The sequence below is a fragment of the Alkalimonas sp. NCh-2 genome (assembly GCF_039631345.1).
Classification (GTDB): Bacteria; Pseudomonadota; Gammaproteobacteria; order Enterobacterales; family Alteromonadaceae; genus Alkalimonas; species Alkalimonas mucilaginosa.
This window is the reverse complement of sequence record NZ_JBDIUV010000006.1, coordinates 1-18,644: the sequence shown is the minus strand read 5'-3', so window position 1 is coordinate 18,644 and position 18,644 is coordinate 1. Positions and strand designations below refer to the sequence as shown.

General features: G+C 51.4%; 28 protein-coding genes. 4 read left to right on the top strand and 24 right to left on the bottom strand.

Going from position 1 to position 18,644, the window contains the following annotated elements:
• The 7 genes from ABC502_RS14470 to ABC502_RS14440 form a co-directional block, all read right to left on the bottom strand.
• Window positions 1-660: a hypothetical protein gene (locus tag ABC502_RS14470; protein ID WP_345916384.1), complete on the bottom strand. Its 660-nt coding sequence runs from the start codon at window positions 658-660 to the stop codon at window positions 1-3.
• On the bottom strand, window positions 657-1,145 hold the full coding sequence (locus ABC502_RS14465; RefSeq protein ID WP_345916383.1) for a phage tail protein: 489 nt from the start codon (window positions 1,143-1,145) through the stop codon (window positions 657-659). The genes ABC502_RS14470 and ABC502_RS14465 overlap by 4 nt, the downstream gene beginning before the upstream one ends.
• A complete protein-coding gene (locus ABC502_RS14460) occupies window positions 1,142-1,603 on the bottom strand; it encodes a head completion/stabilization protein (protein WP_345916382.1) in 462 nt (153 codons plus the stop codon). The genes ABC502_RS14465 and ABC502_RS14460 overlap by 4 nt, the downstream gene beginning before the upstream one ends.
• A gap of 181 nt (window positions 1,604-1,784) precedes the next feature.
• On the bottom strand, window positions 1,785-2,432 hold the full coding sequence (gene gpM, locus ABC502_RS14455; RefSeq protein WP_345916381.1) for a phage terminase small subunit: 648 nt from the start codon (window positions 2,430-2,432) through the stop codon (window positions 1,785-1,787).
• Between the two features lie 38 nt (window positions 2,433-2,470).
• On the bottom strand, window positions 2,471-2,974 hold the full coding sequence (locus ABC502_RS14450) for a hypothetical protein (protein ID WP_345916380.1): 504 nt from the start codon (window positions 2,972-2,974) through the stop codon (window positions 2,471-2,473).
• 70 nt (window positions 2,975-3,044) lie between these two features.
• Complete coding sequence (locus ABC502_RS14445) at window positions 3,045-4,070, bottom strand: phage major capsid protein, P2 family (RefSeq protein WP_345916379.1); 1,026 nt, start codon at window positions 4,068-4,070, stop codon at window positions 3,045-3,047.
• A 64-nt stretch (window positions 4,071-4,134) separates the two neighbouring features.
• Window positions 4,135-5,052 (bottom strand): GPO family capsid scaffolding protein, encoded by a 918-nt coding sequence (locus ABC502_RS14440; RefSeq protein WP_345916378.1) that lies wholly within the window; start codon window positions 5,050-5,052, stop codon window positions 4,135-4,137.
• 199 nt (window positions 5,053-5,251) lie between these two features.
• On the opposite strand from ABC502_RS14440, the gene ABC502_RS14435 reads away from it, so the two are divergent.
• Window positions 5,252-7,036 (top strand): terminase family protein, encoded by a 1,785-nt coding sequence (locus tag ABC502_RS14435; protein WP_345916377.1) that lies wholly within the window; start codon window positions 5,252-5,254, stop codon window positions 7,034-7,036.
• Window positions 7,018-8,061 (top strand): phage portal protein, encoded by a 1,044-nt coding sequence (locus tag ABC502_RS14430; protein ID WP_345916376.1) that lies wholly within the window; start codon window positions 7,018-7,020, stop codon window positions 8,059-8,061. The genes ABC502_RS14435 and ABC502_RS14430 overlap by 19 nt, the downstream gene beginning before the upstream one ends.
• A gap of 28 nt (window positions 8,062-8,089) precedes the next feature.
• Here ABC502_RS14430 and ABC502_RS14425 read toward each other — a convergent pair whose 3' ends face one another.
• From ABC502_RS14425 to ABC502_RS14360, 14 genes are all read right to left on the bottom strand, one after another.
• Complete coding sequence (locus ABC502_RS14425) at window positions 8,090-8,356, bottom strand: BrnA antitoxin family protein (RefSeq protein ID WP_345916375.1); 267 nt, start codon at window positions 8,354-8,356, stop codon at window positions 8,090-8,092.
• On the bottom strand, window positions 8,337-8,609 hold the full coding sequence (locus ABC502_RS14420) for a BrnT family toxin (protein WP_330086929.1): 273 nt from the start codon (window positions 8,607-8,609) through the stop codon (window positions 8,337-8,339). The genes ABC502_RS14425 and ABC502_RS14420 overlap by 20 nt, the downstream gene beginning before the upstream one ends.
• Window positions 8,610-8,680: 71 nt before the next feature.
• On the bottom strand, window positions 8,681-8,920 hold the full coding sequence (locus ABC502_RS14415; RefSeq protein WP_345916374.1) for a hypothetical protein: 240 nt from the start codon (window positions 8,918-8,920) through the stop codon (window positions 8,681-8,683).
• Between the two features lie 302 nt (window positions 8,921-9,222).
• Window positions 9,223-9,471, bottom strand: a complete 249-nt coding sequence (locus tag ABC502_RS14410) for an ogr/Delta-like zinc finger family protein (protein WP_345916373.1) — start codon at window positions 9,469-9,471, stop codon at window positions 9,223-9,225.
• 12 nt (window positions 9,472-9,483) lie between these two features.
• Window positions 9,484-9,747: a hypothetical protein gene (locus ABC502_RS14405; RefSeq protein ID WP_345916372.1), complete on the bottom strand. Its 264-nt coding sequence runs from the start codon at window positions 9,745-9,747 to the stop codon at window positions 9,484-9,486.
• Between the two features lie 9 nt (window positions 9,748-9,756).
• Window positions 9,757-11,736: a replication endonuclease gene (locus ABC502_RS14400; protein ID WP_345916371.1), complete on the bottom strand. Its 1,980-nt coding sequence runs from the start codon at window positions 11,734-11,736 to the stop codon at window positions 9,757-9,759.
• Entirely contained in the window at window positions 11,733-12,068 is a 336-nt protein-coding gene (locus ABC502_RS14395; protein WP_345916370.1) for a hypothetical protein, read from the bottom strand. Before ABC502_RS14395 ends, ABC502_RS14400 begins: the two co-directional genes overlap by 4 nt.
• Window positions 12,069-12,294: 226 nt before the next feature.
• Window positions 12,295-12,606 carry a hypothetical protein gene (locus tag ABC502_RS14390; protein ID WP_345916369.1) on the bottom strand — a complete coding sequence of 104 codons (312 nt, stop codon included), beginning with the start codon at window positions 12,604-12,606 and terminating at the stop codon, window positions 12,295-12,297.
• Window positions 12,603-13,427, bottom strand: a complete 825-nt coding sequence (locus ABC502_RS14385; protein ID WP_345916368.1) for a Dam family site-specific DNA-(adenine-N6)-methyltransferase — start codon at window positions 13,425-13,427, stop codon at window positions 12,603-12,605. Before ABC502_RS14385 ends, ABC502_RS14390 begins: the two co-directional genes overlap by 4 nt.
• Entirely contained in the window at window positions 13,424-13,729 is a 306-nt protein-coding gene (locus ABC502_RS14380; RefSeq protein ID WP_345916367.1) for a hypothetical protein, read from the bottom strand. Before ABC502_RS14380 ends, ABC502_RS14385 begins: the two co-directional genes overlap by 4 nt.
• Entirely contained in the window at window positions 13,726-14,295 is a 570-nt protein-coding gene (locus ABC502_RS14375) for a hypothetical protein (RefSeq protein ID WP_345916366.1), read from the bottom strand. The genes ABC502_RS14380 and ABC502_RS14375 overlap by 4 nt, the downstream gene beginning before the upstream one ends.
• On the bottom strand, window positions 14,292-14,609 hold the full coding sequence (locus ABC502_RS14370; protein WP_345916365.1) for a hypothetical protein: 318 nt from the start codon (window positions 14,607-14,609) through the stop codon (window positions 14,292-14,294). Before ABC502_RS14370 ends, ABC502_RS14375 begins: the two co-directional genes overlap by 4 nt.
• The gene (locus ABC502_RS14365; RefSeq protein WP_345916364.1) at window positions 14,606-14,833 is read right to left on the bottom strand and encodes a hypothetical protein; all 228 of its coding nucleotides are present in this window, start codon (window positions 14,831-14,833) and stop codon (window positions 14,606-14,608) included. The genes ABC502_RS14370 and ABC502_RS14365 overlap by 4 nt, the downstream gene beginning before the upstream one ends.
• Complete coding sequence (locus ABC502_RS14360) at window positions 14,830-15,171, bottom strand: hypothetical protein (RefSeq protein WP_345916363.1); 342 nt, start codon at window positions 15,169-15,171, stop codon at window positions 14,830-14,832. The genes ABC502_RS14365 and ABC502_RS14360 overlap by 4 nt, the downstream gene beginning before the upstream one ends.
• A gap of 271 nt (window positions 15,172-15,442) precedes the next feature.
• Here ABC502_RS14360 and ABC502_RS14355 point away from each other — a divergent pair, with 271 nt between their 5' ends.
• Window positions 15,443-15,751 carry a hypothetical protein gene (locus ABC502_RS14355; RefSeq protein ID WP_345916362.1) on the top strand — a complete coding sequence of 103 codons (309 nt, stop codon included), beginning with the start codon at window positions 15,443-15,445 and terminating at the stop codon, window positions 15,749-15,751.
• Window positions 15,752-15,941: 190 nt separating this feature from the next.
• On the opposite strand, the gene ABC502_RS14350 is transcribed toward ABC502_RS14355, so the two are convergent.
• On the bottom strand, window positions 15,942-16,598 hold the full coding sequence (locus ABC502_RS14350; RefSeq protein ID WP_345916361.1) for a hypothetical protein: 657 nt from the start codon (window positions 16,596-16,598) through the stop codon (window positions 15,942-15,944).
• Between ABC502_RS14350 and ABC502_RS14345 the strand changes: the two genes are divergently transcribed.
• A protein-coding gene (locus ABC502_RS14345; RefSeq protein WP_345916360.1) for an IS3 family transposase occupies window positions 16,580-17,730 on the top strand; the annotation gives its coding sequence in 2 pieces (ribosomal slippage) (window positions 16,580-16,820 and window positions 16,820-17,730; 1,152 coding nt in all). The genes ABC502_RS14350 and ABC502_RS14345 overlap by 19 nt on opposite strands.
• A 245-nt stretch (window positions 17,731-17,975) precedes the next feature.
• On the opposite strand, the gene ABC502_RS14340 is transcribed toward ABC502_RS14345, so the two are convergent.
• Entirely contained in the window at window positions 17,976-18,188 is a 213-nt protein-coding gene (locus ABC502_RS14340) for a hypothetical protein (protein ID WP_345916359.1), read from the bottom strand.
• Window positions 18,189-18,190: 2 nt separating this feature from the next.
• Complete coding sequence (locus ABC502_RS14335; protein ID WP_345916358.1) at window positions 18,191-18,526, bottom strand: putative 2OG-Fe(II) oxygenase; 336 nt, start codon at window positions 18,524-18,526, stop codon at window positions 18,191-18,193.
• Window positions 18,527-18,644 lie beyond the last annotated feature (118 nt).

Genomic DNA, 18,644 nt, shown 5'->3' with positions numbered 1-18,644 from the left:
TTAGCCCCTTTGTGTTTTGTTGATTTGCTCGATGATGCCGGCCAGTTGCCGCTGCACGTTGGCGGCCTTGTCACCAAGGAACGGCCTTGCAGCAACCGGAATAGACCAGCTTTGTTTTTTCGGTTTTCCGCGCAGCTTGCTCAGGATCAAACCCGCCTTGCCGTGGGTTAGCGTTTCCATTACTTCGCGGATGGTGGTACGGCGCAAACCGCCTTTTGCTTTTCGCACCTGGTATCCATTGGCAACCAGTGCTTTGGCCTGGCTGCGGCTGGCCGGTGCCTTGTAATCGGGCTGGCCGTGAATTCTGTTCATGCGCGAAGCCGTCATTCTTTCAATGCCGCCTTTCTGATGCAGGGCCGCAATTCGTCCGGTCATGGGCGCTTTGTGCTTTAGCTCCAGCCTGTTGGCGTTTTTTACATAGGGCTCCAGTGTTCTGCCCAGGCGCTGCAATAGCCTGGACTTTTTGCCACTTTTGCTTTTGGCAAAGCGCCGGCCGTCAACGGTGGTTTGGCTGCTGATCCGCTTACGGGCTAAGGTGCGCTCGTACCGGCCCAGTGTTTTTAAAATTCGGGTTCGTTTATTGGCTGGCAGCCGCAGCAGGGCCAGCTGTTGGCTGGCACTTAACACCTGGCTTTTGTTGGGTTTGATGATCAGTGTCATTCGTCACCCCCGGCACCGGCCACCAGTTCGGCTTCCTCGGCCACGAACACTTCGGCCAAGGCAACCCGGTAGCGGTTGCCCAGGTACAGCACTGGCCCTTCTTCGTCCGGGATCAGCTCGATGTCGTCCATCAGCTCCAGTTCAATGATCACGGTGGCGTTGTCGTTGCTGATGATATCGAGGTCAATTTGCGGATCGGCCAGACCGTAGGTATCGCGGGGCCAGTCGCTGGCCAGTAAAAACGCTGCCAGCATTGCCAGCAGGTTGTAAGGGGCAACTTTCAGGTGTGGGAACTTTTCAATGGCGATAATGGCCGAGTGCTTCCACTTGGCTATTTGATAACTTCCAGCGCCTTTGTCTTCGCCATTCAACATTAAGGTGCCGTTTTCCTGCCAGGCGTCGATGCTGTTGGCAGTGACATAAGGGGTTAGCCCTGTCAGCAGGTGTTCGGTTACTTGTTGCAGTTGGGTTTTAGGCTGGCTCATAGGTCATGCACTCCGGCACGACCAAGGCCAAGCAGCAACCGGATCCCCCGGTTTGATTGGGCCAGCAAAATAGCTTGCTGGTCAGCATCGTTGGCTTTGTTGTTGCCTGCTTCTTTTTGATCTACAGCAGAAAAATAACCCAGCAAGTCGGCATGGGAACGGGCGTACACTGCACCCCGGTAAATGCTGATTTGCTGCTCGCTGAACTCAGGAGCCAGATTTTCATCCAGGGTTAATGCAACGTCCGTGTTAGCGCTTGCCTGCCTTACAAAACTGATGATCTGCAACTGCACTTCGGCCACGCTTCGGTTCAGCGAATCAGCCAGCGTGGCTTCTTCGAAGTACTCAGGGATGCGGCGTTTTTTACGGAATTCACCGGTCGATAGCTCCGGCCAGCCGCTGCCGGCATCAATGGTGATGCTGTCTTGTGCTGGTGATTGAAATCCAAAACCGCTCATACTGTTACCCTGGCGCTGCCGCCTGCTGTTACATCGTTAATAGGTTCAGGGCTGCTGGTTTCTTAGTGGGTTTAACAGTCGCCTGTTAAGCACTCCACCAGTGCCCTGGAGGGTTGGGAGCCGTTCCCGTGCGGCCGCCCCCGCTCTTATCGAACAATAGGTACCGCGTAGTTGTTGCTGTCTACCCTGCAGCGCCTTCTTCTAAGGCCCTTAGCCGCATGGCTATTTTGTTTCGTACCGTCTTTACCTGGGCATGCTTATGCAGGTTGGCGGCTTTTTCTAAAAGCTGATCGGCCTTTTTAAGTCGCTCAGCATCACCAATGTGGCTGGGTGTAACTTTGCCGTTCTCTGCTCGTAGCAAGGCCAGCCCGGCGAACTTGTAATACTTGGCTGTGACTGGCTCTGGCAGCTTCCACTTTCCTGTGACGCGCTCGAACACAGTGCCAAAATAGGGTTCGATGCTGTTCCCTTGTTCGGCTTGAGTTTCTGCCCAGTCAAAAACAGTGTCGGCGATAAATCCGGGCCACTTACGTTTGATTGCTCCGGCCATGGGCTGACCGATTTCAATGGCTGTAAATCCATAGTCAATGGCTCGACTGAGATCGCCAATGTCGAAAAGCCAGACAATGCAATAAGCGAAAATAGGATGGTCGATAACAGTTGCATCTTTGATTTTTTCATTGCCTTTTCCCTTACGGTTTTTTAGGTACTCTTCAACAATGGGCAGCCACTTTGGTAGCAGCACATCCCGCTTGTGGGCGATTTTGTCGGCCCTGCGGTCAAAGGCTTTTAACCGCTTTAAATCCGCTTCCAGCTCTATCAGCTGCAAGTGCAGGCTGGGCGCATGCTCAGCACTGCCCGTTCGCCTTACTTTTTCGAGCTGCTTTTCGGCGCGGCGGCTTTCTTTCCATGCGAGGATGGACGCGCCGCCGATGGCTTTTTTAGCTCTTCAGTCGCTACTTTCAGATCTTCGGTGGCCTGGCTGATGTCGTCGGCTTTGTCGGCCAGCTGGCTGGCAGTGCCTTCCAGATCAGCGGTGGCTGCGTTCACGTTATCCGCTGCGCTGCTTACCGTGTCGGCGGCATCCACTGCCTGGGCGGCTGCATCGTCGCTGGCTTGTTCGGTGGCCATGGTTTCGTTGGCCTTTTCATCGCCCTGCAATTTATCGTCATACATCACAAAACGTGCTTTGCGCTCGACTTCTTCCCGGGCCAATTCAATGGCTTTGTCTTCGTCGCAGCACAGCAACAGGGCCAGCAGGGTTAAGGCTTCGTTTTCAGGTGCAACGGTTTTCGCGTCTTCACTGTTGCGTTCTTCGCGCTGTGCCCGTTGGGCTTCGCGGCGTTTTTTAAAATTTGCAATGGCACTCATGGCAGTATCCTTGCTTGTGTTTACTTGATGCCGGGCTGATTCAGCCCGGCGCGGATGGTTTTACCAGGCGTTATTCCGGCGCTGGCCCGATGTTCATGGCGGCTTCGTCAATGGCACCGTAGGCGGTGTATTCTTCCACTGCGTAGCCTTCAAAGCGCCAGTACTTGTCTTCCCAGCGTTTGCGGTCTTCCACGTTTTCGGACTTGCGCTGGCGGGTGCCGCGCTGGGTGTACACATGCAGGTTTGAAAGCATGGTCACCACCAGGCGCTTACCCGGGAAGAACGGCGGCGTATAGGCCTTTAACCCACCAATGGATTTATCCATCATTTGGGCTGCTACGCGCTCGCTGGGCTTATCGGCCTGATTCATCAGCTTGGTTTGTGCCGCTGCAGTTAAATCACTGCCTACCAGCACCACCAGGCGCGGGTCGGTGCGAAACTGTTCCGGGATCAGGGTGTTTTTAATTTCGGTGACAATGGCGTCCAGCGTTTTGTATTCGCCTTCGGCCAGTTCGCCGGTCGCGTCCGGATTAAAATAGATAGCATCAGTCACCACCTGATCCGGCGCTTTTTCTTTTACCAACTGGTGCCAGCCTTTGTTGACGTCCTGCCCCAGTGGGTTGGTTGTTGGGTTGGTATTGGCCGCAATCGAAACACCATTAAAACCAACGCGCAGCACATCGAGTGCAAAGCGCTTGGTGGCATTCTGGCTCATCAACTGCATAAACTGCTTTTCGTTGCCGGCATTGGCCCAGGCGGCCATCGTTGCCCAGGTCACAAAAGCACAGCTGTCGGTTTCTACCAGCTCGTAGGTGTTTCCATCAACGTCTTGTTCAGAGGTAAATCGACCACTGGAGCTGCGGCCTGTGGCAATGACGTTGCTGCCAACATCCACCACCTGGCCTTTAATCTGATCCACATCCATGGCGGTGATCAGGCCAAGAAATTCGACCGAATCCAGCATGGCAGCACGCAACCGCGTTTCCATGGGGCTGGTTACCGCAAACTGCTGGCTTGGATCGGTGGTTTCGTAGGCTTTCGCCAGTGATGCGCTGTAGGCCAGCGCACACGATAGTGCTAATTTTGTCAGTTGCATTTTTCTACTCTCGCTGCTGCTAGTGATTGCTGATGTTGTGTTGCATTAAGCTGCTGCTGCAGCGCTACACCACGCTGAACGAATCGCCGGTTCCGGCTGCGTCTGGCTCTTGGCCTGGCACTTCCTTGCTGATGTCCTTGAACTGCTGCTCCAGGCCATCCACTTTTTTAACCAGGGCACCCAGGCTTTCATTCAGCTGGCTAAATTGCTCGGCGGTGATGGTTTCCGATTGCTTGTCGGCTGGCTTGTCGTCGTCTTTGACGGCCGTCTTATCGCTGGCCGGATCCGCTGGCTTATCGCCATCCGGCGATTTGCTGAATTTGGTTTCCAGATCGGCAACCTTGCTCTCAATGCCGCCAATTTTGCCCATCAGGGCATCGAATTGTTCTTTGTTCATGCTGTCGTCCTCGGGGGGTTCTGTTGCCGGTGCTGGCTGTTTGGATGTGAAAAAGTCTTGCAAAATGGCAAGCAGGCCCTTTTCCGTGGCCGTGGTTTGTTGGTCTTTGTCGTTGATGAAATCGGTAAATAGCAGCTGTTCTAACTGGCTTACTTCGTGGTCATGCACCTTCTCGCCAACGGAGAACTTTAGCCGGGTGGTTCCGGTGCTGGCCGGGCTGTCCGTTACGGCAATGCCGGTCAGGTAGGCTTTGCCAGTTCCCTTGTAGTCAATGTTTGGCTCGATGGACATAAACAGCTTTTGGCCGTCTTTGTTGGCCTGCAGCAGGTAATCATTGGCGGTTAACTTCACGTACAAGCGCAATTTGCCACCGGCTTTGGCGGCTTTCACTTCATCTACGGTGCCCCAGTTCTTACCGTCGAACGGTGCCCAGGATGAACGAAAGTGCTCTGGCCACACCATGGCGGTGTACTCTTCGGTTGAGTACTGTTCGGCCATGTCTTTAATCCACTGCTCGGTAATGACGCGCCCGTCAATCGTTGCGCCTGCGGTTGCTGCGATTACCCACCCAGTTTGTTTTGCCATTTGCCTGCTCTGCCAGTAGAAATTACACTTTTAGGCTTTCAGCTTACGGCTTTGTAAACGCCTGATCACTGGGCGTTGTTCTGTGGCATTCCGATTTTTACCATTTAGGAATTGGTAAGAATTTTAGTTAGTTAACGCATCAAGCCCAGGCAATACACTGGTGCCATTCTTTGGTTTTACCTGGCTCTGTTATTGCAAAATGGCTTACTCCCCCGAAATCCGCGAAGCTGCAAAACGCTTGTATTTGAAGCGCTGGACGCCAGACGAGATCCGCGATGATTTAGGGCTGCCGAATAACCGGATTATTTACTACTGGGCAGACAAGCACGGCTGGCGGGACTTGCTGCGCGAAGAGGAAGTAGATGACGCCATTGCCCGGCGTATTGTGTTGCTGACGGATATTGCCGACAAAACCAACGGTCAGATCAAAGAGCTGGATATGTTGATCCAGCAACACGTAAGGCTGAAAAAGCAGCGGATTGAAGCCGAGCGCAAAGCACAGGCGGTGGCCGATGGTACCGACAGCCATGGCGGTACCAAAACTAACAGTTCCGCCCCGGCTGATGCCAACAAGCGTAAAGGCCGGCGCAAAAAGAACGATGTTAGCCACCTGACGGCCGATGATTTTGCCACCTGGCACGATACGCTGTTCGGCTATCAGAAAACGATGCACAGCAACTTGCATCAGCGGATCCGCAACATTTTAAAAAGCCGCCAGATTGGTGCCACTTACTACTTTGCCGGGGAAGCCTTCGAGCAAGCCACGCTGACCGGTGATCCGCAGATTTTCCTTAGCGCCTCGCGCAGCCAGGCCGAAGTATTCCGCAGTTACATCATAGCCATTGCCCATGAATTTTTTGAAATCGAGCTGACCGGCAACCCCATTGTGCTGAATACGGCGCACGGTGCCGCAGAGCTGCGATTTCTAAGCACAAACAGCAAGACCGCCCAGAGTTACCACGGCCACGTTTACATTGATGAATACTTCTGGATCGGCAAATTCGATGTGCTGAACAAGCTGGCCAGTGCCATGGCCACGCACAAAAAGTGGCGAAAAACCTATTTTTCCACGCCATCTACCAAAGCACACCCTGCTTATACGTTCTGGACCGGCGATCACTGGCGTCAGGGCAAAGCCGAACGCGAAGACATCGAATTCCCTGCATTCGATGCGCTGCGCGATGGCGGCCGCCTGTGTCCGGATAGGCAATGGCGCTTTGTGGTGACCATTGAGGATGCGCTGGCTGGCGGCTGTGAGCTGTTCGACATTGAAGAACTGCGCGACGAGTACAACGCCGACGACTTTGCCAACCTGTTTATGTGTGTGTTTGTGGATGACGCGGCCAGCATCTTTAAATTTTCCGATCTGGAACGCTGCATGGTGGACGCGGCCCGCTGGCAGGATCACAAACCAGCAGCGCCCCGCCCCTTTGGCAACCGTGAGGTATGGCTTGGTTATGATCCGTCACGCACCCGCGACAATGCCACTCTTGTGGTAGTAGCTCCGCCAGAAAAAGACGGCGAGAAATTCCGCATACTGGAAAAGCACTACTGGCGCGGCATGAACTTTGCCCACCACGTTGCCGAAATTCAAAAGATTTATGCCAAGTACCGGGTTACCTATATTGGCGTGGATACCACCGGCATCGGTGCCGGTGTGTTCGACAGCATCAGCACCTTGTACCCACGCGAAGCTACGGCCATTCATTACAGCGTCAACAGCAAAACGCGGTTGGTGCTTAAAATGGTAGAGCTGATTGAAGCTGGCAACATCGAATGGGATGCCGGCCACAAAGACATTGCCATGAGCTGCCTTTCTATTCGTCGTACCACTACGGATTCTGGCGGGGCCATTACCTTTAAGGCCAGCCGCGACAATACCACCGGGCATGCTGATGTGTTCTTTGCCATTTCCCACGCAGTTATTAACCAACCCCTTAACCACCAACACCAAAGGAAATCATCATGGTCGATACAACACTAGCTGACAGCAAGGCCAGCGAACAGGCTGAAACCAGCGAAGCTGAAGCACCGAAAACGGTGGTATTTAGCCTACCTGAAACGGTGATGCCCTCCATGTGGCTGACCGACTATGATTCGCTGTTCTACAACGACATGCACGACTACTGGGAACCCCCGGTAGACAGGCAGCTACTGGCGAACCTGCCGCGCCGTAATGCCCAGCATGGCGGCATTTTGCAAAGCCGTGCCAACATGGCCACGGCCCGATTCGAATCCGGTGGCATGAGCGCCCAGCAGGTTGGTGCAGCATTTTTAAATCTGGTGCAGTTTGGTGATCTGGCATTGCTTAAAATCCGCAATGGCTTTGGTAAAGCGATCCGCTTGTTTCCTTTGCCCAGTTATCGCACCAGGGCATCAGCAGATGGCGGCGCTGTGGTACTGCAGCGTGAAGGCGAAGTAAAAAAATACAAAGCGCGGGATGTGATTTGGGTGCGGATTTATGATCCGGTGCAGCAGGTTTATGGCTGTCCCGATTACCTGGGCGGCTTGCAGGCCGCGTTGCTGAACGAGGATTCAACCCTGTTCCGTCGCAAGTATTACATCAACGGTGCCCACATGGGCTTTATTCTCTATGCCACGGATCCGAACCTGGACGCGGATGTAGAAAAAGACATCCGCGAGAAAATCCAAAGCTCCAAAGGCGTGGGAAACTTTAAATCTCTGTTTGTGAATATCCCCGGTGGTAAAGAAAAAGGCATTCAGCTGATCCCGGTTGGCAACTTTGAAAGCAAAGACGAGTTTTTCAATGTGAAAGCCGTCAGTGCCCAGGATGTGTTTAACGCTCACCGGTTCCCCGCTGGCCTGGGTGGCATGATCCCCACCAACACGGCAGGCCTTGGCGACCCGACCAAGTACGATGTGGTTTACTTTAAAAGTGAAACGCGGCCGCTGATTAAGATGCTGGTGGATGCCATCGATCGGGATCCGGAAGTGCCGCCCGGTGTGCGGCTGGTGTTTGATATGAGTACCGATAGCGCCGGGGGCTAAGCATTGCCCCCGGCATAGCGGCGGTTGTTTACTGCGGGTGTGTTGCCAGCCACTCTTTCAGGGCGTTGTTCATGCGGGTTTGCCAGCCTTTGCCGGTGGCTCTGAAGGCGTTGATCACCTCGGCATCAAACCTCACTGTGGTAGACACTTTGGGGTTATCGGACACCGGTCGCCCGCCCCGGTTCAGCTTTGCCATTAAATCAGCTGGCAGCACTTCGGCGGCTGGCTTGAATTGCGCCAAATCGTCTTCGGTCAATTCGCGCACTTCGCCTTCATCATCTATCAGTTGTTTCATACGCTCTTTGCTCCCGTTGGTTTGCCTTTCTGAAACTGATTACCCGGATCCCGTCTGCTGTCTCTGCAAAGCACAATACATGCAGGCGGGCAGCCAGATAGCCGACGGCAATGTACCGTACTTCCGGATACACTTTTCGGGTATCCTGCCATATTCTGGCGGTTGCCCAGTCCAAATGAACCGCATCGTCAAACGACAACTGGCGCTCTTGAATGTTGCGCTGGTTTTTGGCCGGGTCGTAACTAATGCGCACTGTTTGCGTCCTGCTTTTATGTTGTTATGCGGTTATTGTAGTAACAATAACCGCAGATTGCAAGCAAAAGATCAGTGGGCTTTATTGCCCTGGCGGATAAAGTAGCACATCGCCAGCATGGTGGTTTCTTTCAGGGTTTGGCCTACGGCTTCCAGCTGTTCGGGGGTTAAGGGTTCGGCGCGGCCTTGTAGCAGGGTGCCGATCACATCAATGGTTTGCAGGGTGTTTTCCAGTGCGCTACCGGCCAGTTGTGGGTTGGTGTCGGCAGCGTTATCCAGTAAAACGGCTTCGGCCAGGGTGGTATGATTCATAATGGTGTACCTTTCGTGGTTATTTAAGTTAACCGGCACCACACTGTCAAATATGGTGACGGACTAAACAGGGTTGACAGACCAGTGAACCACGAACCTGGCGCACCTTGCGGTGCCCCTGCCTAGCCCGTCTAAAAAACGGGTAGCAGATAACGCGCACAAAAAAACCGCTCTGAGCGGTCTGTGCTCGTGGTTCAACTTCAGGCTGTCAAACCTGGCTGGCAATCTGGCCAGCACCAAGAGCATAGACCGCTTGTTCAGCGTGTGTCAATAATTCTGTGTTGCGGGATCTCCTTACATGACTAAAAAGCCAGCTCCTGCTGCAATGCCCGGCGCTGCTCTGGCGACAGCGAACGGGCCAGCGCGGTGACTACCTCGCTGGCCGTCTTGGCCGAAGGGCTAAGCGTATGGCTAAAGGACACATTGGCAACAAAGGTATGGCCGCACTCTGGATCGGTGCAGGAGCAATACAGGTTCGCATAGCCAATGCTTACCCTGTCGGTTTTGCCGATCACGGCTTTGCTGCCGCACACTGTGCATAATACCCGCATCAGATCCCCCTTTTAGTCAGGCCTCTTAAAGCTCTTAGTCAAATAAAGATCACCACCGCCCCGTGCGCTGGTTGCTCCTATTTGAAAATCCCACGTTCCAACCTTTTTAGCCCCTCGCTTAAGTACCAATCCATTTTTTTTAGCGGCTGTTTTTGTCATAACAGGTACTGGAACACAATCAATTTCTGAGTTTCTAACATGGAAAACAACGCCGTTCAGCAGCGCCTGGCAGATTTTAATTTTTAATTCTAAGTAATTTTTTGTTTTCTGATCCATAACCGATCCTCAGTACTCTATCAGGGTGAAATCAGGGTTTTTTGGGTCCCACGGCGTGGCGTATTTCATCGTTGGGGCGGGCTCAATCTGGCCGTATCGGCCAACCCGCCATTTCTCGATGCCTATCGTTACCGTACAGCCGCGCTCCATTAGCGCCATTGCTTCTGCATCGATACCCAAAGCGTCGAATTTGTGCCCCAAAGACCGGGGCGTACAGTTATTCCCACTAGTCCAAGATAGGTCGGCTTCGCCGACTGAACTGCACGCCTTACGGCGCAACTGCCATTTCTCCGAACGGGTCCAGGCGGTAACATTGCCCACTGTCACCCCCTTCACCCGCTTTGCCGCTTCCCCGTATTGATTCGCCATTGGCTCCACTTCGTAAGCCAGGCCGCAATCGACCTCCTTCATGGCGCGGATAAAATCAATAAACAGCTCGGATTCTGCCCCTTGGCGGATCAGCTCCAGTTTTTCAGCGTCGATGCTTTGGCGCACCCGCCTAAGTTCGCGGTAAACGGTGATTGGGTCGCAGCCCTGAAACTGGAATTGGCGGATCCCCCAGCGGCTTTTCCATGCCTGAACATGGTTGATGATGTCGGCAACCACCTTGCCGGTTTCCTCGCACACCAGACTTTCCACGCCCTTTGCATTGATGTTTTTGGCGATGTACTTTGCGATATAAGCAGCTGCGCCCCCTTGGCGCTTTCCGCTTTCGTCGCGTGGCGTGGTTTCAATGGTTTCCACGGTAAAACGCGGAGCGCTGGGCCAGTAGCTTTTTGCGGGGGCTTTTACTTTCTGGCCTAAGCTTTTGAAGTAGCCATACAGCTGGCGGCGTTTGCGGTATTGCTTGCGCAGGGCCTTCCTGTGTTTGAACCGGGCGATCAGTTCGTGCTTGTCTTCCTGGCAAAAATACCTTTTCACAATGCGGCACAGCTGCTTTGCTTTGGATGGCTCGCACCATATCAGCAGGTGCCAGTGTGGGCAGCCGTCTTTGTGGGGTTCCGCTACCCGTACACCAAAATAGCTGATATTACGCCGTCCAAGCGCAGCCCTTACCAGCCCCCACACATCAACCAGATACGACTGGGCTTGTTTCGGTGTGGCACCATTCCAGTTCTTTGACTTCGGGTGGTATTTGCTCGGGGCCGTCAGGGTAAAGAACAGGCCTTGCAGCTGCATTTCTTCGGCGTAGTCCTCAAGCCCTGATATGCGTTTCATCAGCTCGCAACGCATGTTCTCAGGGTCACCCATCCCTGCAGCCAGCGCTTGTTCCAGGCTGATCACCTGACCGCTCTGGTTTACCAGCTCGCCCGATTCTGCCCACTGCTGGGTTGCCTGCTGATCACGCGCCCACTCGGTAACCGCTTGCTTGCTGGCATAGGGTGACTGCTGGCCCACGTTACCGGCCACAATCTCCAGCGTTTCAAGGTAGCGCTTACGCACCACCAGCAGCTTGCGGCACCACCAGCGATCACACTTGATTTTCAGCAAAGCTACTTCCATGAACTCCGGTTCCGGCAACTCCTGCTCGTTGCTCCAAAACGGCGGCTGCACTTCCGGATGATGATCAAGGCTGTACTGGCATATCCACGAATAGCAATCAGCCAGGCAGTCGTTGTAGTCCTGATACTGGGTTTGGGCATACTCTGCCCGCTCTGCCAGTGCGCGGTAAATATCCGATGCAATGGCAGCGGCGGTTTTGCGGGTGGCCTCTTTGGTGGCAATGGATTTGTAGCCAAAACTGAACCGTTTCAGCGCCATGTACAGCGGCTTTATCTTTCGGCGGATTGGGTCGGCAGCGTGGCGCAGGTTGGTATTACGCTCACGCGCTGGCAGTGTCAGCGCATCGGTGTAAAACACCTTTTGCAGCTTGTTTCGTATACGGGATGGCAGGCCAGCAATACGGCCTTTCATCCAGTTCACATCATAGTGATCGGGGTGATTCACTCGGTTGTAAATCTGAAATAAGTCCTGCTGTTGCCACATCATGCAGCCACCTGCTTTTTGCTGCACAACACTGCTAAATCCACAAGCCACTTTGCAAGCTCTGGTGGTGTTGCTTCCCTATGTGATTTTGGCAGTTCTTTATAATGACCTCTTTTGCATGTTCCTAACATGTACTCAGGTTCGCCCATCACAAAGGGTAGCTCTGGCACTTTCCCCGGGTCGATGCCGCAAATATACAAATTTGTGCGTTTCCGAGCTAAATGCCCAAACCAGTATTGATCAATGGTTAAGGTAAACCCGCCGAACTCGTCCCTTTGCCGGCCGACAGGCAAACCATGTTCACGCCACAACTTACTTGTTACTGGGTGCTCCAAAACTCCACCGCAGCGGCGCACCTGGTCAACAGCAAAAAATGCCAGCTCCCTTTCCCCGGGTCTTGGCTTTGCGAAATGGCTTAGGTTTCCCCAGCTCCTGCAAGGCGGATGCGCTACCACTGGTACCCCCCCCTAAAGCTGGTTGCATCCCTGTCAATGTCGTATACATCGCATCCTGGGATGTTTTTATAGATGCTGTCTCTTCGGGCAAACAGAACTGCGCAAATCATGGCAACCGGCCCCCACGCAAAGCGCGTTCCAGGCGCTGACAACGTGCATGGTTTAAGCGGTGAATAGCCACCGCCTTTGGTATCGAGTTGTCATGAAATGCCAGGCGCTGTGCTTGGGCATACAGCTTTCTGAGGGCTTGAAAGCCGTACAAAGCATCTTCCCTGGCAAAGTCCTGATGACAGCGAATGCTTGCGATGTCCTGAAACACAAACCGCTGCTGCAGCATCAAATCGCAGATTAAGAACTGATAGCCCGAGCTGTAACCGTACATTCTGGCAAAGCAGTGTGATTGAACTTTCCTGTTCATGCTGCCTCCTGCTTATCGGCAAACAGGGCCAGCACTTCTTTTGCTTTTTCGCGCTTTTCCCCGTTGGTGGAAATGCTGCGCTGCACATCAAAGAACTGCATCTCTGCCCCTTTGTACAGCTGACGGGTGAATTGGGTATCGTGGTTTGAAATAACCACCGGCACTTGCCAGTTACTCGCCAAACGAGCAAGGTAGCGCTGGTGTGCAGCGCCAAAGCCATCGGCTGAATAACTGGTAAAGTTGGCGGTTTCACTCAGCGGCACATAGGGCGGATCGCAGTAAATCACGCAGTCGTCTGGCATTTGATAAAACGCCTTCTCAAAGCTGCGGCAATGCAACTCTGCCCGGCTTAACTTATTGGCAAAAAATGCCAGTTCGTCGGCTGGGAAATACGGTGCTTTGTACTTACCAAAGGAAACATTAAACTGGCCGTTTTTGTTGTAGCGGCACAGGCCGTTAAAGCAAAACCGGTTCAGGTAGATAAACAGCAGGGCTTTTTCGTACTGATCACCGGTCGTGTTAAAGATTTCCTTTAACTCCCTGAACCGTGAATCCGTGTTATTTTCCGGCACAAAGAAAGCCGCGGCATCGGCAATAAATGCCTTTGGCTGGTCTTTCAGCTGCTGGTACGTGTTAATTAGATCGCGGTTGATATCGCTTAAAATGTAGTGCTCATAGTCCGTATTCAGGAAGATGGAACCAGCACCCACAAACGGCTCTACCAGGCACCTGGCCTTTGGCAGAACCTGGGCGATACGGTGAGCCAGTTTCGCCTTGCCACCTGCCCATTTTAGGAAAGGGCGATTGATCACTGTGCTCATAATGCACCATCCTTGTCCTGTCGCTTAATCTCAATGTTTACGAGTGCCTGCATGGCAACAGCTACCACCTGGATCAACTCACTTTCAACAGAGTTTCTTCCGGATAAGTTTTTCATCCAACCGTCTTCTGCATCCTGCAGCTTTTTACGCAAAACCAACAAATGGCCTTCAACGGTTTGGTTTCTTACGTGGTCAACTCCCCACTTTGCATTCTGATAGGAAATTTCCTTGTTAACGCTGTTTGCCACTTTCTGCCAAATTAAAGCGTTAGCAAAAATCTTTTTTAATTCTTCACTCTTCATGCTGCACCACCCTGTACTTCCTCAACATCCCTCGACCAAAAACCAACCTCCATCACCTTTGGTTTTTTCTTTCGCTTCTCCAGCTCTGCCAGTGCCTTATCGCGTTTTTTGTCTTGGTCGATAAATCGGTTGTATCTGGTTGCACCGCCGATATAGCAGGCCGTTAATACCCTGCCGTTATAGATTTCGACAAAGTAGCGGCTGCCAACCTGGATCACTGTTCCAGATGTTTGCAAATTGCCACTGCCCCACGTTTCTAAAGTGGCATCGCCACGATTGATCACACGGTCTGATTCACTGACGTTCTGAGCAATAAACTGATCTCGGGGCCAGTGCACGGCAATATCTGGCCATTGAATAATTTCAATGAAATCACCGGCAGAAACTTCCGCTTTCTTCTTGCGGGCAAATTCAATTTTCCCTTTCTCAGTCCATAGCACATTCAATTCTTCATATAGATCGATGGTATCTGTTGGCTTTATCTCGTAGGCCATGCGGGATTTGTCTTTAGCTTTAAATGACTGGAACGTGCCTAAAAATTGATTAACCTGGGCGCAGCTGCTCATGATGCACCCCCATCAACAAAGCAAATTGCTTTGCCAGGGCAGTCAGGACATCCCTTGCATGCAGGCCCTAGCGTTGGGCAGTCTGCTAGCTTACTCAGCAGCAGTATTTCATCATCCCGATTAACCACGCCGTAGTTGCCTTCAGCGCAGTATGCCAAACACGGCTGGTCTTCACTGATCAGCACGGCTTTAATGACGCAAGTTCCAGTGGGTTGGGTATCAGATGGATCAGTGAATACAAATTTACGTTCAAGCAAATCAAAGCCGTTGTACTTCCTGCGTATCTGATCACCGGTTAGCAGTTCTTGTTTCATACCCCACCCCCGATCAAATCCGAGAGATATGCCCATTCCTGGGGAACTCCGGCGATTTCACCGAGCGGCGTCGACATGTAGATTTGTGCCTGGGTGTAAGATTGCACAAACCGGCCATTGTAAAAGGTCACAATGGCCAGGCCACCACGACTAAATAGACCAAGGATGACCCGGCTTTCTTCGGGCAACTCTTCCGCAGTTTGATGCCATGCACCTACTTTCATGCCGCACCCCCACACAGCGCATTGGCTGCTTCGGTGGTTTTTTGGGTGTAGCTGATGCGGTTATCAACAATGCGCGGGTTTAGTTTTTTTCGTAGGTCGTTCAGACGCTCGCAGCGGGACCGGATCACATCATCTGGCAGAGTGGTTCGGTACAGTTGGCGGAGTATTTTAAGATCACGCTCAAAGCCTTCACTGGCGATCAGGTCGTTGATGCAATTGCGTTTCATGCGGCGTATGAACCTGATCTGTTCGATCAGCTTCAGTTTACGTTCATCTGGGGTGTTTACTTTATGTGCTGTGACAATGGACGCAGCAGGCATGGAATTAGTAAAAGCCATTCGATTTGCTCCTGTTTTTTCTCTCTCCGCGCCGTTAGTGGCTCTCTCCTCCGACAGAGAGAGGGTGACCGGCCCGGAACCTTTGGAGAAACAAACCGGCCACCCATCGGAGTACGCTGCCTTCGCTTTCTGTTCTTGGGGGAACCGGCGAAGTTGGCGTGAGAGAAGCATATTCAAGTGCACTTAATGCATCAAGTGCGCTTGAATTGTTGAGTGCACTTGAATAGTCGCCTACACTTCACATGGAAACTTGTTCTTGGGGGAACGAAAAGTGAAAACCGTCGAATACATGGACGCGGTCAAAACCGCGTATTCATTGACCTCTGATTATCAGCTCGCAAAGAAACTTGCTGAAAGTCCATCTAGGATCAGCCTTTACCGCACTAACGGTACGGTGATGAATGATGAAATGGCAATTAAGATTGCTTACCTTCTTGAGTTAAACCCTTTGAAAGTGCTGTCTGACGCGCATATTGAGTATGAAACCAAGCGTGGTAATGATTCACTGGTAATGTTCTGGCAGGAAGTCAGAAAAAGTGGAAAAATGGACACAGAAGTGCTTGGAAAAATGGTTGCTTAGCGTTTACTGAAGGTGATGATAAAAGCGGCAAATACTGCCTTTCACATGCTTTTATTATCACCCTACCCCCCTGTTTTAGTTTAAGTTTTCAAAATACCCCGCTCCTAGTCTGTATATTATGTTAAATCGGGTATTTAAGTATAGATAATACTAACAGCCCAAGCTACCCACCGCTCGTTAATTAAACCTTTCAATCAGAGCCATGTGCAGCTTCAATCAACAGTGACTCTGTGAATACCTGCGCCTGAACCAATTCATCATAATTCATGCGTTGAGAAAGCCACTGTTTAAACCAAACCGCTTTGCGGTAAAAATCGTTATTCTGAGTAGTAAGTAACGCAAAGTCTGCATAGCCAAGCGCTTTCATGTAGTTCTGACCGCCTGTGGCCGGATCCAACTGCTGGTATCCTTTAATCAGCCGCTCTAACGATTGTTCACCACCCACTAAAGCAGCTTTATGTGCCAGCTGATATTTTTTAGCCGTAAACTCTGCTCTAGCGGCAATCATCTCATCCCGGTTTAATTGCTCAAGCCCTTGGCTTTCAAAGTATTCTGCATCAGCAAGAGCCCATAATTCATCAACAGCATCATCATAGCCTTGCTCTGCGGCCTGCAATAAAAGCATGACGTAATCGTGCTCAATTGAGTTTTTGGTAGAACAATGCTCATACCGGGCTAAGACATCATCAATATACTCGCCTGGCTCTCCAACCTGGTTTGCGTTATCCAGCCATAGAGATAATTCAGTGTCACTTTTAGGGATAGTGATCCGTACCAACACTTTTGGACACCGCGCTAAGTGAGTAAAATCACTTAACGAGGTGAACGATGACAACAAAGAAAACACGCAAAGTCCATACCCCAGAGTTTAAAGCTGAAGCTCTGAAGCTGGCCGAGAAAATTGGTGTTACCGCGGCAGCGAAAGAACTCAAGCTCTATGAATCTCAGTTATACAACTGGCGTACGGCAGCCGAGAAAAAGTCCAGCACCAGTGCCCGTGAAGCAGCCCAAGCCGCTGAGATTGCCCGCCTAAAGCGCCAATTGGCAGAACAAGCAGAGGATTTAGCCATCTTAAAAAAGGCGGCCACCTACTTCGCGAAGCATCAAAAGTAGCCAGATTTGGGTTTATCCTTGAGCATCAGCACCGGTTTACGCTGAAGCGAATGGTTCGTGTGCTCAAGGTATCGCGTAGTGGGTATTATGCCTGGCGAAAGAGCGGGCAAACGCTTAGCCCGCGAGCGCTTAAGCGTGCTGAGCGGGATGATAAAATTAAACAGGCTTTTGAAGCATCAAAGGAGCGCAATGGCGCCAGGCGCATTCAGGCTGATTTAGTTGAAACTGGTGACAAGCCGGATATCAAGACCATCCGGAAAAGCATGGCTCAGCAAGGCTTGGTTGCCAAAGCAGCACGCAAATTCAAGGTGACAACCAACAGCAAGCATTCCTTGCCGGTAGCACCGAACTTGCTGAAGCAGGACTTTACAGCCACAGGCCCGAACCAGAAGTGGGTCGGTGACATTACCTACCTGATGACCAGCGAAGGCTGGCTGTATTTGGCAGTCATCATTGACCTGCACTCCCGTACAGTCATTGGTTGGTCGATGAATAGCCGTATGACGGCAGAGCTTGTTTGTGATGCCCTGAAGATGGCCTTGTTCCGCCGCAGCCGCCCAAAATCGGTGATCGTACATAGTGACAGAGGTAGCCAGTATTGTTCACATGATTACCGTGACTTGATTAAAAAGCACAAGCTAGTGCAAAGCATGAACCGCAAAGGAAATTGCTGGGACAACGCCTGTGCGGAAAGCTTCTTCCACTCGTTGAAGGTAGAAGCGATTCAGGATGAACCGATCATGGATCGTGAAACCATGCGTCAGCATGTGTTTGAGTACATAGAAGTTGATTACAACAAAACCAGAAGGCATAGTGCTCTTGGCTATCTTAGCCCTGAAAACTACGAATTGAAAAACAGTGCTTAGCAAAGTGTCCACTGTTGCTGGTACAGATCAGCTCTGCTTATTACTGCAATAAGCAACCTACGAATACCAGCATGTAAACGGTCGAAATCACCTGCTTCATCTAGTGCATTAGCTCGAATCAAACAGCAAACAACAAGGTTCTTGAGCAAGCAGAAATATGCTCAATCTTCTTGACGCGTGGAGTCATACCAACGCCTCAAACACCGGAGCAGCTTTGCTGCGTCCGGGTGATTTGACTTGTTCTGTTATTTAAGCTTTATTTTTGGAACCGTATTTATATTAAGAGCACTTAGATTATTAACGTCAATGAAATCAGAGTGAATTGCATACTTACCATCTTTAGTTATATAAAAAGTAGCAAGATCCGAATTTTTAATGACTTTCGCTAGCTGTTCTTTAGTGTGACTTGCACCTGATTTTGTGATGTCACCGTGACAAACCATTGGACCATTACACATAATTATTCCTCTTTGTTTACTGCTGCTACGTTAAAAGCGATACCTAATCGGTCGCCTTCACCCCGAAATGGGTGAATTCCATGCATATACTCGGCGGGCCATAAAGCAATACATCCTTTGATTGGTGGGATGTAAACCACCCTTTCGCCTGTAACAAGGTGAAGACATCCATCAGGAAAAGTATTAGCTGTTAATGAAACCGGCAATTCAAGATACAGCATGCCAGAATATAAATCTTTTTGTTGAGTTTGCGGGGAAGTGTGATTATGCATTGCACCGTAATCCCCTTCTCTTTGGCATACACCCCAGCAAGAATCCAAACGGGCCTCGGTAATCATCCCAGAAAATAACTGACGTCAAAAGTAGAATTTTCTCGTAACATAAACGCAGGAGATTCTGCATGAAAACATCAAAATTTAGCGACAGCCAGATCCTGGCAATTTTAAAACAAGCCGA